Origin of the sequence: Sporosarcina sp. PTS2304, assembly GCF_003351785.1 — a bacterium.
Classification (GTDB): domain Bacteria; phylum Bacillota; class Bacilli; order Bacillales_A; family Planococcaceae; genus Sporosarcina.
Genome location: NZ_CP031230.1, coordinates 2,362,014 through 2,377,368, shown reverse-complemented (window position 1 = coordinate 2,377,368; position 15,355 = coordinate 2,362,014). Strand labels below are relative to the sequence as shown.

Annotated in this window: 13 protein-coding genes; 11 read left to right on the top strand and 2 right to left on the bottom strand. The window is 40.7% G+C overall.

The window, feature by feature from the left end; all coding sequences use genetic code 11:
- The first annotated feature begins 54 nt into the window (after positions 1-54).
- The 3 genes from DV702_RS11300 (at position 55) to DV702_RS11290 (ending at position 2,458) form a co-directional block, all read left to right on the top strand.
- Positions 55-549 (top strand): LURP-one-related/scramblase family protein, encoded by a 495-nt coding sequence (locus tag DV702_RS11300; RefSeq protein ID WP_114924856.1) that lies wholly within the window; start codon positions 55-57, stop codon positions 547-549.
- 88 nt (positions 550-637) lie between these two features.
- Positions 638-1,291, top strand: coding sequence for a 5,6-dimethylbenzimidazole synthase (bluB, locus tag DV702_RS11295; RefSeq protein WP_114924855.1), 654 nt, complete (start codon positions 638-640; stop codon positions 1,289-1,291).
- A 54-nt stretch (positions 1,292-1,345) separates the two neighbouring features.
- The gene (locus DV702_RS11290) at positions 1,346-2,458 is read left to right on the top strand and encodes a plasmid pRiA4b ORF-3 family protein (RefSeq protein ID WP_114924854.1); all 1,113 of its coding nucleotides are present in this window, start codon (positions 1,346-1,348) and stop codon (positions 2,456-2,458) included.
- Positions 2,459-2,545: 87 nt separating this feature from the next.
- On the opposite strand, the gene DV702_RS11285 is transcribed toward DV702_RS11290, so the two are convergent.
- Positions 2,546-3,013: a helix-turn-helix domain-containing protein gene (locus DV702_RS11285; RefSeq protein WP_240315605.1), complete on the bottom strand. Its 468-nt coding sequence runs from the start codon at positions 3,011-3,013 to the stop codon at positions 2,546-2,548.
- 165 nt (positions 3,014-3,178) lie between these two features.
- Here DV702_RS11285 and DV702_RS11280 point away from each other — a divergent pair, with 165 nt between their 5' ends.
- The 3 genes from DV702_RS11280 (at position 3,179) to DV702_RS11270 (ending at position 8,695) form a co-directional block, all read left to right on the top strand.
- Positions 3,179-4,513 carry an MFS transporter gene (locus tag DV702_RS11280; protein WP_114925916.1) on the top strand — a complete coding sequence of 445 codons (1,335 nt, stop codon included), beginning with the start codon at positions 3,179-3,181 and terminating at the stop codon, positions 4,511-4,513.
- A 58-nt stretch (positions 4,514-4,571) separates the two neighbouring features.
- Positions 4,572-5,555, top strand: coding sequence for an ornithine cyclodeaminase family protein (locus DV702_RS11275; RefSeq protein WP_114924853.1), 984 nt, complete (start codon positions 4,572-4,574; stop codon positions 5,553-5,555).
- 395 nt (positions 5,556-5,950) lie between these two features.
- Positions 5,951-8,695 carry an EAL domain-containing protein gene (locus tag DV702_RS11270; protein ID WP_114924852.1) on the top strand — a complete coding sequence of 915 codons (2,745 nt, stop codon included), beginning with the start codon at positions 5,951-5,953 and terminating at the stop codon, positions 8,693-8,695.
- Between the two features lie 834 nt (positions 8,696-9,529).
- Here the strand turns inward: DV702_RS11270 and DV702_RS11265 are convergent.
- Positions 9,530-10,150 carry a TetR/AcrR family transcriptional regulator gene (locus DV702_RS11265; protein WP_114924851.1) on the bottom strand — a complete coding sequence of 207 codons (621 nt, stop codon included), beginning with the start codon at positions 10,148-10,150 and terminating at the stop codon, positions 9,530-9,532.
- Between the two features lie 169 nt (positions 10,151-10,319).
- On the opposite strand from DV702_RS11265, the gene DV702_RS11260 reads away from it, so the two are divergent.
- The 5 genes from DV702_RS11260 to DV702_RS11240 all read left to right on the top strand — a co-directional run bounded on the left by DV702_RS11260 (position 10,320) and on the right by DV702_RS11240 (position 15,293).
- Positions 10,320-11,246, top strand: coding sequence for a quinone oxidoreductase family protein (locus tag DV702_RS11260; RefSeq protein WP_114924850.1), 927 nt, complete (start codon positions 10,320-10,322; stop codon positions 11,244-11,246).
- Between the two features lie 146 nt (positions 11,247-11,392).
- A complete protein-coding gene (locus tag DV702_RS11255; protein ID WP_114924849.1) occupies positions 11,393-12,421 on the top strand; it encodes an LLM class flavin-dependent oxidoreductase in 1,029 nt (342 codons plus the stop codon).
- A 263-nt stretch (positions 12,422-12,684) separates the two neighbouring features.
- On the top strand, positions 12,685-13,695 hold the full coding sequence (locus DV702_RS11250) for a sensor domain-containing diguanylate cyclase (RefSeq protein ID WP_114924848.1): 1,011 nt from the start codon (positions 12,685-12,687) through the stop codon (positions 13,693-13,695).
- Between the two features lie 136 nt (positions 13,696-13,831).
- A complete protein-coding gene (locus tag DV702_RS11245) occupies positions 13,832-14,290 on the top strand; it encodes an OsmC family protein (RefSeq protein ID WP_114924847.1) in 459 nt (152 codons plus the stop codon).
- 112 nt (positions 14,291-14,402) lie between these two features.
- Entirely contained in the window at positions 14,403-15,293 is an 891-nt protein-coding gene (locus tag DV702_RS11240; RefSeq protein WP_114924846.1) for a DMT family transporter, read from the top strand.
- Positions 15,294-15,355: the final 62 nt, after the last annotated feature.

Genomic DNA, 15,355 nt, shown 5'->3' with positions numbered 1-15,355 from the left:
GAATCCTCACCGCCCCTTCATCCGTATAAAATAGAAAGCGGATGGGGTGAGATGATGAGAGAATTATATATGAAACAGCGAATGATGAGTTTGAGAGGGAACTTCACAGTACGGGATGCGGACGAACGAGATGTTTATTTTGCGCAAGGGAGTTTTATGCAAATACCGAAAACATTTCTAGTAGCAGATAGTAACCAGAAGGAAGTAGCATTCATTACGAAAAAGCCATTCAGCATGTTGCCGACGTTTTTTGTAGAAGTCGATGGAATGGAACGGTTGACGATAAAAAAAGAATTTACTTTTTTGAAAGCACGGTATTCTATTTTCGGTGCGGGAGTAGAGATTGAGGGCAATTGGTGGGATATGAATTTTGAAGTGATGCGGAACGGTGAATTGATCGGTAGAGTGGATAAGAAGTGGTTCAGCTGGGGAGACAGCTATCGCTTGCAAATTGTTAAAGAAGAGGACGAGATTTTGTTCGTGTCGCTCGTTATTGCGATTGATTACGTCAAAGCAAGTCAAGCGGCTGCTTCAGCTGGGGCGACTTGAACAGAACGGAGACTGAAAGCGGTCTTCGTTTTTTTGCGCATTTGTGGGATTCTTATGCTATTGTAAACAGAGAAAGGAGAGCGATACGATGTTTTCAAAAGAAGAGAAAGACGCGGTCTATAAAGCGATTTACACAAGAAGAGATGTACGGAGTTTTCTTTCGACGCCTGTCCCAGCAGAAGCGATACATAACATTTTACATGCAGCACACCAAGCGCCTTCTGTCGGTTTCATGCAACCTTGGAATTTTATCATCGTGTCGTCGGACGAGACGAAAGAACGGCTAGCGTGGGCGGCGGATAAAGAGAGACGGGCGCTCGCTATTCATTATGAAGAGGAAGAAGGAAAGGAGACGAAATTTCTTGGTTTGAAAGTGGAAGGGCTGAAGGAAGCGCCGATTACGATTTGTGTGACGTGTGATCCGACGCGTGGCGGATCTCATGTGCTCGGGCGTAATTCTATTCCGGAGACGGATGCGCTGTCGACGGCTTGTGCGATTCAGAATATGTGGCTTGCTGCGTGTGCGGAAGGGTTAGCGCTCGGCTGGGTAAGTTTTTATAAGAAAAATGATGTGCGAGATATTTTGGATATTCCGCCACATGTGGATCCGATTGCGTTGCTGTCGATCGGCTATACGGAAAACTACCCGACGGCCCCGATACTTGAAACGGCGAAGTGGGAGACGAGACGGGTGCTACAAGAGTTGGTGTTTACAAATAAGTGGGGAGAGCGGCACGGGTGAAAGATTCTCACATAGTTATCTATACATATAGAACTAGAGAAGGAGGCTTACAACATGCAAATTCATGTGACAAAAAAGGTACTGGATGCTATACCGTTTGCTCCAGAAGAAATTCCGGAAGTGGAAGGGAATCCAATGTATGCTTGGCACGCGAATCTAATTACGTTCAATCGCAGAAAGACACTGGTCTTAATGAATGATAGTACGCGCTATGTCGTAGTGCTTCATGGGCTGAAGGCGAAAGAGATTAAGCAATTGGATGTCTGGGTAGTAGAGGCGATTCGCCAGACGTTGAAAGCTGAACGTGCTCAGGAAGAAGTGATTGAACAATACATTCGTGAAGCGGGCGGTGTGACGTTCCATAAGACAAAAAACCGTTCGATGGTGACGAGGCTCAATCAAGCATGTGACGTGGCCGCGTGTTTTTATAATGAGTTGGATCCTGCTGAACTTATCAGTACAACGATCGGAAAACGGGCTAGTCGATTTTTGGTAGGGGGCGGAAAGTTACCGGCGACCTATCCCCATGAAGAGATGATGAAAGAGTTGGCGGAGCTTGCAGGCGTGGACTCTATTTTCTCAGAACGAGCCGCTAGGATGCATATTTCCATGGTGCTTGAGAAACAGTTGATATGGCGACGTGTCCTCGTTCCGCTTAATATATCATTTACTGATTTTCATCAAATGATGCAAGTGTTGTTTAATTGGCATGATTCGCATCTGCATGAGTTTCTTTTGTATGATGAGAGTGTTTCTTCGGACACATCACAAATTCCAAAACCGATTGTTTCGATTGTGTCGTATGAAGAAGCGTTTGATTACGCTGGGGATATGGAGTTGAAAAGAGAGAAGGGTTTGTTGCTTTCTGATTTCGTCCCACGTCATCAATATATAAAGTACGTCTATGATTTTGGTGATAACTGGGAACATGACATTGTACTAGAGGAAATTGTCGATGACGCTTTTATCGAGTCTCCTGTTTGTTTAGAAGGAGAAGGAACTGCGCCTCCGGAAGATTGTGGAGGGGAGCATGGGTTTGACGAATTCTTACTCGTGATGAATGATCCGGCACATCCAGATCACCAGTCGATGAAGGAATGGGTAAGTGGTCAACTGCATAGGGAATTTGATAGGATTGCTGTGAATCATGAGTTGAAGATGATTTGAAAAAAGCCAAGCAACGGTAATTTTTATCAACCGTTGCTTAGCTATTTGGAAGATACGACCAAAAATTTCACAGGATCTTTCGTCAAGTTATACCAATAATGTGTTTTTTTCGCATCGAACATAATGGATTGCTTTTCCATTAGTTCGGTTTTTTTTTCCGTCAATTGAAACGGTTAAGACCCCTTCTATCACAAATAGAAATTCATGACCACTATGCGTAAATTCGTTTCCATCATTTTGGCCCGGCTGAAGTGTCACCAAAATGGGCCAGTATGCCGCATCATGAATATTGTTTGAAAGATCTTTATAGTAGAACTGTTGATTTCGGTTTTCTAATGTTAAGTCTTCTTCATTTGCTGGAAAAAATACTGTAGGATTCACATGTAGCGCATCTGCCACTTTTTTTAACGATTCTAATGTAATACTACATTTTCCACGTTCTACTTGAGAAAGGAAACTGATAGATACATCTGTTAATGCAGCCAATTCTCTCAATGTTAATTTCCGTTCTTTTCGCAATGATTTTAAAATACTGCCGATGGATTGACCAGCCATATACATAGCTCCTTTACATACTCTACCTTCCACTCACCCTACTTTACTAAAGAGAGCGCTTTCAATGCAAATAAATTTTTCGTTGACAGAACATTTTAAACTGCTAGTATAGTAAAAAAGGATATTGAAGTGGTACTTCAATTCTACTAAAGGAGGCAATAAATGATGGATCCGAAACAAATGAGGAAAGTATGGATTGCTAGCTTGGTAGGTAGTTCCATTGAATGGTTCGATTATTTTCTATACGGTACAGTAGCTGCACTAGTCTTCAATCAAGTCTTTTTCGTTACAGAAGATCCGACAGTCGGTCTCTTATTAGCATATGCGTCTTTTGCGTTGGCATTTTTTATTCGTCCGTTTGGTGGAGTCATTTTCAGTCATATCGGAGATCGTATCGGACGTAAAAAAACACTTGTTATTACATTGAGCCTCATGGGAATTGCGACATTTGGGATGGGTTTACTGCCAACGTATCAAGCCATTGGTGTGTGGGCTCCGATTTTACTAATCACTCTTCGTCTCGTCCAAGGGTTAGGAATTGGCGGCGAGTGGGGCGGAGCGTTGTTGTTAGCGGTAGAATATGCGCCTAAAGAAAAACGCGGTTTGTACGGAGCGATTCCTCAAATGGGTGTAACGATTGGGATGGTAATGGGGACGGTCGCTCTATCGATCATGACATTATTGCCAGAAGGTTCGTTTATGACATGGGGCTGGCGTGTTCCTTTTATACTTAGCGCCTTTTTAGTACTCTTTGGTTTATGGATTCGAAAAGGGATCGATGAAACACCGTCATTCAAAAAAGTACAGCAATCCGGTGAGATACCAAAACTGCCAATTGTTGACACGTTGAAATACCATTGGCGTGAAGTACTGATTGCCATTGGAGCGAAAGTGGTAGAAACAGCACCTTTCTATATTTTTGGTACGTTCGTCGTTTCCTATGCAACATCCAACTTGGATTTTTCTCGAACGACGATTTTAAATACAGTGATGGTAGCTACAATTGTTACGACGATTCTTATTCCGATTATGGGAAGTCTATCTGATAAAATTGGACGGAAAAAGATTTATGTGGCGGGCACAATCGGGATGTTCTTATTTGCTTTCCCGTACTTTTGGATGTTACAGCAACAATCTGTTGTTCTGTTAGTCGTAGCGACGGTCGTCGGATTAGGTATCATCTGGGCACCGATTACCGCAGTGCTAGGAACTATGTTCTCAGAAATCTTTGATGCCAAAGTACGTTATACAGGAATTACATTAGGCTACCAAATCGGTGCAGCTGTCGCAGGAGGAACTGCTCCATTAATCGCGACAAGTCTACTATTGAAATTTAACGATTCCTACGTTCCTGTAGCGATTTATATTATGTTCACAGCGGTCATTTCATTGGTTGCTATTTGGGCAGTAAAAGACCGCAGCAATGAAGAGTTAGATGCATTGGTGAAAGAAGAATCTATAGAAGAACCGATAACTACTGAAGAAGTAACGCAAATGTAACGCGTACACAGTCAATGTGCACCAAAAAAGTGTTTCTATTTAATTGGAGGAAAGTAGTATGTTAATTGTAAATGAAAAAGAAATTATGAAAGCGTACGGTATGAAAGAAGCGATACAAGATGTGAAAGATGTATTAACTGCAAAAGCGGCAAATCAAATTGCCGATCCTCATCGTACAGTAATTGAGTTCCCGCAACATGAGGCTTCTGCGTTATATATGCCGAGTGCGGATTTAGTTAGAGAAGTGACAGCGGTAAAAGTAGTGACGATTTTCCCGAACAATCCTTCGAACGGAATGCCGACTACGCAAGGGGTAGTGTTAGTGACGGACGCAAAGAATGGAGAGCATTTGGCTATGTTAAATGCTTCGTACTTAACACGCCTGCGTACAGGTGCGTTATCTGGAATCGCTACAGATTACTTGGCGAAACAAGATGCAAGCGTGCTCACCGTCGTAGGGACAGGCGCGATGGCTTTCGAACAAGTGCTAGGTGTCTTGCAAGTACGTGAAATCGAACGTATTCTTCTAGTTAACCGCACACCTGAAAAAGCGCAAAGTTTCGGTGAAAAGTTACAAGACTTTGGAGTAAACATACCATTTGAAGTAGTAGAAGATGTCTCTGGAGCCGTTCGCCAGGCACATATTATTTGTTGTGCGACACGATCCAATGAACCGGTATTTAATGGCGCAGACTTACAACCTGGTACACATGTGAATGGAGTCGGTTCTTATTTACCTCATATGCTGGAAATGGATATAGAAACGATTACGAGCGCATCAAAAATCGTTGTCGATGATTTTGAAGGGGTAAAAGAAGAAGCAGGAGAATTAATGAATGCAGCAGAGATTGGGAAATGGTCGTTTGATCACGTCCATTGTGAACTGGGTAAGTTAGTAACGAAAGAAGTAAAGGGCCGCGAAAATTCAGAAGAAATTACGCTGTTCAAATCAGTTGGAGCCGCATATTACGACTTAGCCGTTGCCAAAGGAGTGTATGTAAAAGCGAAGGATAGTAACATCGGGACTGAACTGGAAGTATAATAGATAATCGTGTACGTATTCCATTTTTCAAAAAAAGAAATGGAATGAAATTTTACGAATGCATGAAGGAGTAGTTCGCCTTCATGCATTTTTTTATCGAAATAAATTTTACGTTGTAGAAAAAGCCCTTCTTTAAGCGGAAGTCTTTCAGAGTATCTAGTACATGAAAAAATATTATTTTTTCTTTAAAATACGTGTAAAAGTAGCATATAAAGGGGATCACATTGTAAGAGTAGTAAATCCTATGAATGGCGCATTTAATGAGTAGTAAGGTTTACTTTCTAGAAGTGCTTACAAATAGTCCATTAATCTGGAATAATGTCATAACTATTACTTGCGTATACCTAAAGAAGATTACGTTGTGGGATGGAAAAAGTGATTGTGGGGTGGACTAATTGACAGATCAAACAAGATATTTCCGACTTGCAAATATAACGAAACTGATCAACACGAAACTGGAGTTACGAGACGTGTTGAATCAAGTCATTGCTGCTATATCAGAGGAAATCATTCAGTGTGACTCAATTGGAATTTACTTGCCTCAAGAGGATGGTTTATTGAGAGGGTTTGTTGGTAAACCTGAAGTGATGAATGGAATGACAATTGATATGCACGTAGTAGATACGGAATATGATTTACTGGCGAAAGAAGTAATGGAGACGCAAAAGACGATTTATGTGCCTGACACTTCAATAGACCATCGCCCGGATTGTAGAACAGTTCAGGCATTTAATATTAAGTCATTGTTGGCTCTTCCCATCATTTTAGAAAATGAGTTATTTGGGATTGTTTTTTTATTTGACGCTGGTATTCCTATGAACTTAACAGATGTAGAAATACAATCAGTGAAATCATATGTCGACATGGCGGCAATTGCGATTCAAAATGCTAAGAATCTGAAGAATAAAGAAGACCTCATTAAGGAAAAGCAATTATTGTTGGATGTGACGCATGATTTATCTATGTGTTCATCTGTTCACGAAGCGATAAATACGTGCTTCTGTTATATATCTACGTTATTGAATAATAATAATATCGGTGTACATTTACTAGATACAGTAGCAAAGCTCAAAATAAAGCCAACGATTTTAAATAGCAAAAGTGACTGGACAGAAGAGAGCTGGATCACCACTTTGAAAGAAACGAACTTTGATGACGAAAATGATCAAGTATTTAAAGATGTCATTGCGACTAAAGAAGCTATCCTTATTACAGATGTGTATAAAGATGATCGAGTCAATCATGCTGTTTGTCGAGCATTTTCTATTCAGTCTATGTTTGTCGTACCTATTGTTTCGATCGGTGAAGTGTTAGGAATCTTCACTATTGTAGATATGCATAGACAAGGATTGAATTATTCTAAAGTAAATCAGCAGTTGACACAATCCATTGTAAATGCGACAGCCTCCACGTTATCCAACTTATTAAATATAGAAAAACAGGATCAAATTATTAAAGAACGAACATCGGAAGTATTGGAGAAAAATGAAAAGCTGAATCAGACGATGAAAGAACTGCAGCGGTTGAATCGAGAGAGGGAATTGCTTCTTAACTCAGCTGGAGAAGGAATATTCGGTATAGATGTAAATGGTGTAATTACTTTTTGTAATCCTACTGCGAAATCGATGTTGGGATATGAATCTGTTGACGAACTACAAGGTCAATCGGTAGAGCAAATATTTAGCGCGAATAGCAAAGGACAAGGAGAGACTGTTTTTTTTCGACAAGATCAGTCTAGCTTTCCTGTTGAATATGTAATCTCTTCTATTACAGAAGAAGGTAAAACATTAGGAGAGGTTGTGACGTTTAAAGACGTTTCAGAAAGAAAAAGGATGGAAGAGGAAATAAAGTATCATGCGTATTATGATAGTCTGACGAATTTGCCAAATAGAGTACTACTTAATGACCGTCTAGAACAAGGGTTGAGTTATGCCAAAACTAATGAATGGAAATCAGCTGTGCTGTTCATGGACTTAGATCGTTTCAAATCAGTCAATGACCTATTGGGGCATAGTTATGGAGACATATTATTGGCTGAAGTAGCGAATCGTATAAGATTTTGTATTGCTGATGATGTTACTGCTTCGAGGCAGGGCGGCGATGAATTTATCTTATTCTTCCCTCATATTGGCAGCGAATTAGACGTCATGAACGTTATTGAATGTATAATTGACCTTTTTAATAAACCATTCAATTTAAGAGGACATGAAGTTTATATGAATTGTAGTATGGGGATAAGTTTGTTTCCACAAGATGGCACCTCTGCTGAAGTGTTAGTGAAACATGCGGATATCGCTATGTATCAATCGAAAAATATATCGGGTACGTCATATCGCTTTTTCAAGACCGGAATGGATACGAGAATCATTGAACATGTTAAATTCGAGAATGACTTATACAGTGCACTAGAACGCGAGGAACTAGAAGTTTACTTTCAGCCTCAAATAGACTATCGATCGAAGTCGGTAGTTGGAGTAGAAGCCTTATTGCGGTGGAATCACCCGTTGGAGGGGATAGTCTCACCAGATAAATTTATACCGATCGCTGAAGAAACAGGTTTGATCGTACCTATTGGAAATTGGGTTCTTGAACGTGCGTGTGAACAAGTGAAAAGATGGCAGGAAGATGGTAATACTTCTTTATGCGTATCCGTCAATTTATCCGTTCGTCAGTTTGAGCAGCATAACTTGTTCCAAACAGTTCAGGATACTATAGAACGTATTGGACTGTCTCCAAAGTTCTTATGTTTAGAAATTACCGAAAACCAAATTATAAAAAATACAGAATTAACCGTACAAACGTTACGGCAATTGAAAGAGCTGGACATAGAAATTGCGATTGATGACTTTGGAACAGGTTATTCTTCCTTAGGATATTTAAAAAACTTACCGATCAATAAATTAAAAATTGATAAATCATTTATTCAAGAACTAAAAAGTCATGATAGTAATTCCGCGATCGCCGAGACGATTATCACACTGGCTACTAATCTAGGGCTTTCTGTAATTGCTGAAGGTGTCGAAACAGAAGAACAAGCGGAGTTTTTGACTTCAAAAAATTGTTACCTCATGCAAGGCTATTATTTTGATGCTCCTATGACGACCGAGGCATTCGAAAAGAAATACGTTCATTTAATATGAGGTAAATGAAAAAGGTATCTAGTCCGAAGAAGTTTTCTTTCGGTATGATACCTTTTTTATCAAGCCTGTGGATTAAACATATTATGTATAATCCATTTATTTAATAGCGAGTTTCACTATGGCAATTAGACGGAGTGATGCTGACTTAGCGTGTCTTGCGGCTTGCGCTTCCAGACGATACGCTTTCCGGAGGGGGCGCGGTGAACCGTCAAGCGCTGCGAGTTACACCTGTCAAGTGCAAAGATATGCTCCTTCTCGCTACGCTTCACTCGCAAAAGCCGTCATTCGCAACGGCTTTTCCTGATCCTCCTGGAGTCGATCGTCTTCCAGCTCCAGCCGTACTTTGTGTGTGTAAGACAGTTTGATCACTCTTTGTAGGTGGTGAAAACCAAGTAGAATTGTCTGATACCATGCGACCGCTTTTGAAGGTAGATAGCGGTGAAGTGTTATCAGCAACTATGATTGTTTCAATGAACTGAGCGGAAAAAGAAACGCCTCTATTTGCACTCAGTCAGCCAACCCAAAGTTTCACCACTCTGTTCAGGAAACGGAACTTACCATACTCTATTTCTGGACGAACACGAACTGACTTCTCGACACAAAGTCAAGGATTCTCCCGGAAGAACCGGCGACTCCTGGAGGATCAGAGTGACAGGCGTAATCACCAAAGAACTTCTGGCGAGTCCGCCGCGCCCCCTCAGGAAAGCGTCCGGTTCTGTAGGGAGAATCCTAAACAATACACTACCTCTACAATTACTTGTCAAAAGTAACTCATTTCCAAATGTCAATTCCTTTCTTTAGATAATCAACAGGCTTACTTTTTTATTTCACTTTTTATTCAACAGACTGACTAAGTAAAGGTTGAATACATATAGTATAAATATTGTCGCATATTTCATCTTTTGAATAGCCACGGTCTTCGCGCTGAAACTGAAATAAGTTCGGTGCAATCGCGGCGTTTAGTAAGTCAGCGACATATATTGTATTAAGTGGCGTAGCATCCGCTTCACGGGGAATTTCTTCAAGCAAGTCCCGAAAGATATTATGTGTAGATTGGTAAAGAGGTGAGTGATAAATAAGAGTTACATCATCGTCACAGCTAGGGGCTTTAATCGCACTAAGTAATTGACATTGTTCCTCTATAAAATCGAGTGAATAGGCAATCGTCTGTTTTAAACGGATTCCAATAGGTTCGTTGTGATGATCATGCAAGTAACTAATGATAGTGTCATGATTTTTTTTTGCCAGTTTAAGTATGAGATCCAGGCATAGTTCTCCTTTATGTGCATAGCGTCGATAAAGCGTTCCTTGTCCCACGCCTGCTGCTTTAGCGATTTGATGCATAGTCGTTTCAGCTACACCCTTTTCATTGAACAGAGCACGTGCCGCTTCTAGAATCATTTGCTGGTTTTGTAATGCATCTTTTCGCAATGTAGACGTATGTTGTTCTTGCACTAGTGATCCTCCTTTACGTGATATTTTGTATTAAAAATGCTTTATATTGACAAGTGGACAATTGTCCGTTAATTTTAATTATATACTGTGTGAAGTGTTCATTCAATAGAATCTAGGAAAAAGAAAGAAATTTTAAGATCAAGTGGTAGCTAATAGAGGAGGGAAAGCAATGGATCAGATGAAGGCTATTGTAAAACGAAGTGAGAAGCCGGCAGATTTAGCTTTACAGGAGGTTCGTATTCCGGCGATAAGCGAAAATGAATTGCTTATTCAAGTGAAAGCCATTGGAGTGGGTATCCATGATGGCTATTTTTTACCGAAGGCTATTCACTATCCATACCCTATTGGAATTGAAGCAGCTGGAGTGATTGAAGAAGTAGGGGAAAAAGTCACTAGTTACCAAAAGGGAGACCGAGTAGCGTTTGTAAGTTCGATGCAGGTCAAAGGTGGAACATGGGCTGAGTATGCAGTAGTTGCGGATAGTTCCTTAATTATTCCTATACCTGAGGGAATGAGTTTTAAAGAAGCGGCAGCGGTCCCGGTCGCAGGGAATACGGTTTTGAAAGCGTTGAAGTCATTGGATTTACAAAAAGATGATACCGTATTTATCGCAGGCGCATCGGGAGCAATCGGTACATTTGCGATTCAACTAGCTGTAGCAAAGGGTTGTAGGGTGGCGGGGTCTGCTTCGATACGAAACCATAACTATATGATTTCTTTAGGTGCTGAAAAAGTGGTAGATTATCATGATGCAGATTGGACGGAACAAATTAAACAGTGGCAACCCGATGGAGTCGATGCAGTAATGGCTATTCAACCAAATACGGCTAGTGTAAGTGCAGAAGTTTTAAAAGAAGGTGGAAAAATTGTGGCTGTTTCAGGTGATCAATTTAGACCGCAGAAGCCTATTAATATAAAGCCATTCCCGTATCAAGACGATGTAAGCAATGAGTTATTACAACTTATGGAGAAAATCTATTCTGGCACTATTCAATTAGTAATCGAGCAAGAATATCCTTTTGAGAGGGCTCTAGAAGCGTTACGGAAAACAGAAACGCGACGTGCTCGCGGAAAACTGGTCATTACTATGCCTTAAAAAGGAATGAATTCAACTCGTTTCAGTCGATCTTGACGAGTTTTGATATGGAAAATCCTATAGATGAGGAAAAGCGAATGAATGTAGTACTAATTCTAACACAACAGACAAAGCCTAAATTTCACATATAGCAGGAGGCGTTTTACATGAAAGAAGAGTATTCAATTTCAAATCTAAAGCTTTCTGTTCTCGACGGGGTAGGTTTGTATAACGGAGAATCTGCAGTTGATGCATTAAAGCATTCGACTGAAGCAGCGCAACTGATCGATCGATTAGGTTATACGAGAGTGTGGTTCACAGAGCATCATAATAGTAAGCACCAAATGAGTACGTCACCTGATCTATTAATTGCCCATATAGCAGCCATGACAAAAAGTATTCGTGTAGGTTCCGGCGGTATTATGCTACCAAACCATAGTGCGTTGCGAATCGTTGAGAATTTCTCTATTTTAGAAGCATTGCATCCAGGTCGTATTGATCTTGGTATGGGAAGAGCATCAGGTACCAATGCGATCACGAACGCTGCATTACGCAATAGCCGGGAACCATTGCGCGGAGAAGCAGTAATGAACCAACTTATGGAAGTATTAGCGTTCTTCAATCGTGAGTTTCCCGAAGGTCATCCTTATCAAAGTATTAGCCCGTCGCCTGATTTATCTTTGCGTCCCGACTTATATATGCTTGGGTCTAGTGATGGCGGGATGCAAATCGCAGCGCAATTAGGAATGGGATTTGCATTTGCAGGACAAATCAACCCGACGTATGCTGTTCCTATGCTAAGAAAATATCGAGAACACTTTCAGCCGTCACGCTATTTTTCAAAACCGTACAGTATTTTATCAGTTATTATTATTTGCGCCCCAACTGATGAAGAAGCTGAATACTTGGCAGCGCCTGCGATATTGCAGTGGGCTCGTTGGGGGACTGGCCAAATTCACCATGCACCGCCTACGCTAGAAGAAGCTGAAACTCATGAATATACAATCGAAGAACAACAGGCTGTAAAAGAAGGTGAAGGTCGGTTTATCATCGGAAGTCCTGAACGTGTAAAGTCTAAACTACAGGCACTTGCCATGGAAGCACAAGCCGATGAAATTATGGCTGTGAATATGATAACCGACCACCAAGCGCAACTACAATCGTACAAGTTGCTTGCAGACATATTTAATCTGTAATTTTGGCTGAAGCAGTTAGAAAACCGTGACCAATATGACGATACAATAGACAGAAGCGCGAGAGAATCATTCTCTGCGCTTTTTTCGTAGTAAGAATTTAGTATACGCAGATTTACACATCCTCCGCTAAGTAAGCAGTGCGACCTTGTACAATGCCCTTCTATTTATTGCATAGATTGAAAATAAAAGAGATACTCGGCTTATTTGAAATATGCTACACTGACAATATATAGAAATGAACATGCAGATAGGGAGGGGGTAGGATGGAAAGTCAGTTGACGAATGAAAAGTTACTGGAAATTATATCCATTCAAACAGAAATTGTACAACAGGGAACTGCGCTAGATAAAATTATGGAGATTGTTACAGATCGCGCACTTGTTCTTGCGAGAGGCGAAGGGGCAGCAGTGGAACTGATTGACCGAGAAGAGTTAGTATACAGTTCTGTGGCCGGCATTGCAGAAAAGTTTATGGGGATGAGGCTTGCGGTCAAAAATAGTTTGTCGGGTGAATGTATCGATTCTCGAGAACCGTTAATTTGTAATGACGCAGAAAACGACAGTCGAGTAAATAAACAGGCATGTCGCAGCATTGGGTTGAAATCAATGATTGTGTTGCCGCTCATTTGTGATGGCAAATCGATTGGTGTACTCAAAGTGTTCTCCAAGACTGTTGATAGTTTCGGCAGGGCGGAAGTGCAAGTACTGGAGCTTTTGACAGGACTCATTTCAGCGGCTATGTACCATGCAATGGAAAACGATGAAAGTGAGTTATTGTTCAAGGCGACACATGACAGTTTGACTGGCATCCCGAACCGCTCGCTTTTTTATGACAGACTGCGCCAGAAAGTATCTCATCTAACACAAAAAGATCAGCATACATTCGGTGTACTGTCGCTCGATATGGATGGCTTTAAACTTATTAATGACCAATTTGGCCATCGCACGGGGGATGCTGCTCTTGTAGAGACGGCGCGCCGTGTAAAGGAAATTCTTCCAGAAGGTGATACGTTTTCAAGGGTAGGCGGTGACGAGTTTGCAATTCTTGCGTTGTCTATATCTGACAGTGCAGATGTGAAACGGATGAAAGAACGGATTTACGAAGAAATCGACCAGCCATTTTATTTTGAAGATCATCATGTTCATCTCGCAGTTAGTATCGGCTATGCATTGTATCCGAGGGATGGGAAAAAAATTGAAGAGCTGATCGAGTACTCTGACCGTTCGATGTATGAAGAGAAACGTAAACGCAAGGCGGAAGCGAAACAAAAATAAAATGTGCGGCAATAACATGGATAGGGTCAACCTATAATCTGTCCTCTATAAAAAATATTCAGATAACTGTTTCTAAATATTTTTTTATATGTTACAATACCTATAAAGTTACTAAGTATTGAAGGGGAATGATACGATGTCGACGAAAAATAGTACACTTATAAAGATGGGAGCAACTTCCCGATGGGAGGAAGACATCCGTTCTACACATACGATCCGCCACTTCGAAGAGTTTTCGATGGATGAACCTGTTGAATTAGGTGGAAGTGATACAGGCGCTACGCCACTTGAGTACATGGCAGCTACACTGAACGGTTGTAAAGCAGTCATGGTACCACTCATTGCAAAGGAACAAGGATTCACGTTCACCGCACTGTCTTTTGATACGACGGGAATTGTCGATGTCCGAGGATTAATGGGAGAAGAAGGGGTCAAGACGTACTTTCAGAAAATCCGCTTCACTTTAGAAATCGAAACTAAAGAATCTGATGAAGCCATTGAACGTTTGAAGGCAGAAGTGGAACGTCGTTGCCCAGTATATAACTTATTTGCGGATGCGGGTATTCCAGTAGATGCAAATTGGATAAAAAAATAAGGTGCTATCGATACTATACCAGACCCTAAAACAATTCTAAATTGTTGAAGGGTCTGGTATATTTTTCATTAGGCTTTATTATTTATTCACTTTAGACTGGAGGATCTAGCATATGTCAACACATCAACCAAAGGCCTATTTGTTAACTATCTCCGGTGCAATTTGTTGGGGATTGATCGGTTTGTTCATTGCGCCCTTATACGTACGAGGATTCACGGCGTGGGATGTAGTGGCTATTCGCGGTATTTTTAGTTTTACTTTCTTGTTACTTTTTATGTTGTTGTTTTATCGTAAACAGTTGCGCACACAAGTAAAAGATCACGTATTATTTGCAAGTGCTGGGATTCTTAGCTTGGCCTTTTTTAATTACTTTTATTTCGAAGTATTTTCTCGCTCAAACTTATCTCTTGCAGTCACTTTACTATATACAGGACCATTATTTGTAACGATTTTATCAAGAGTTTTCTTTAAAGAACCTCTCACTACACGTAAAATCTTAGCGCTCGTATTCGCTATTATCGGCTGTGCTTTCGTTGTAGGGTTGCTTCCGTTTGGATCGCAAAGTATACCGATCGAAACATTAGTAATGGGTATACTCTCGGGGTTTTGTTATGCATTATATAGTATCTTTACAAAGCCGGTCACGAAACGCTATTCTCCTTTAACGATCACGACCTACACATTTTTCTACATGGCATTATTTATGGCCTTGACTAGTAATGTGTGGAGTAAAGTTGATGCATTTGTTCATATAGACGTATGGATTTCTGCGTTACTGTTGGCATTGGTTTCAACAGTTGCAGCTTACGTGCTTTATACGTATGGGTTGAAATATTTGGAGGCTGGAAAGGCTTCTATTTTAGCTACGATAGAACCAATTGTTGCTGTGCTTGTTGGAGTGTTATTTCTTTCGGATCTGTTACGGTTCTGGCAAGTGTTAGGCATTATTTTAGTATTATACGCTGCTGTGCTCGTTGTCGGTGGTAGAGTACGCATTGAATGACTCGCTATATAAAGTGAGTGAACGTCGAGACGAAAGCTAGGCAAAAAAGCTATAGAAAAAAG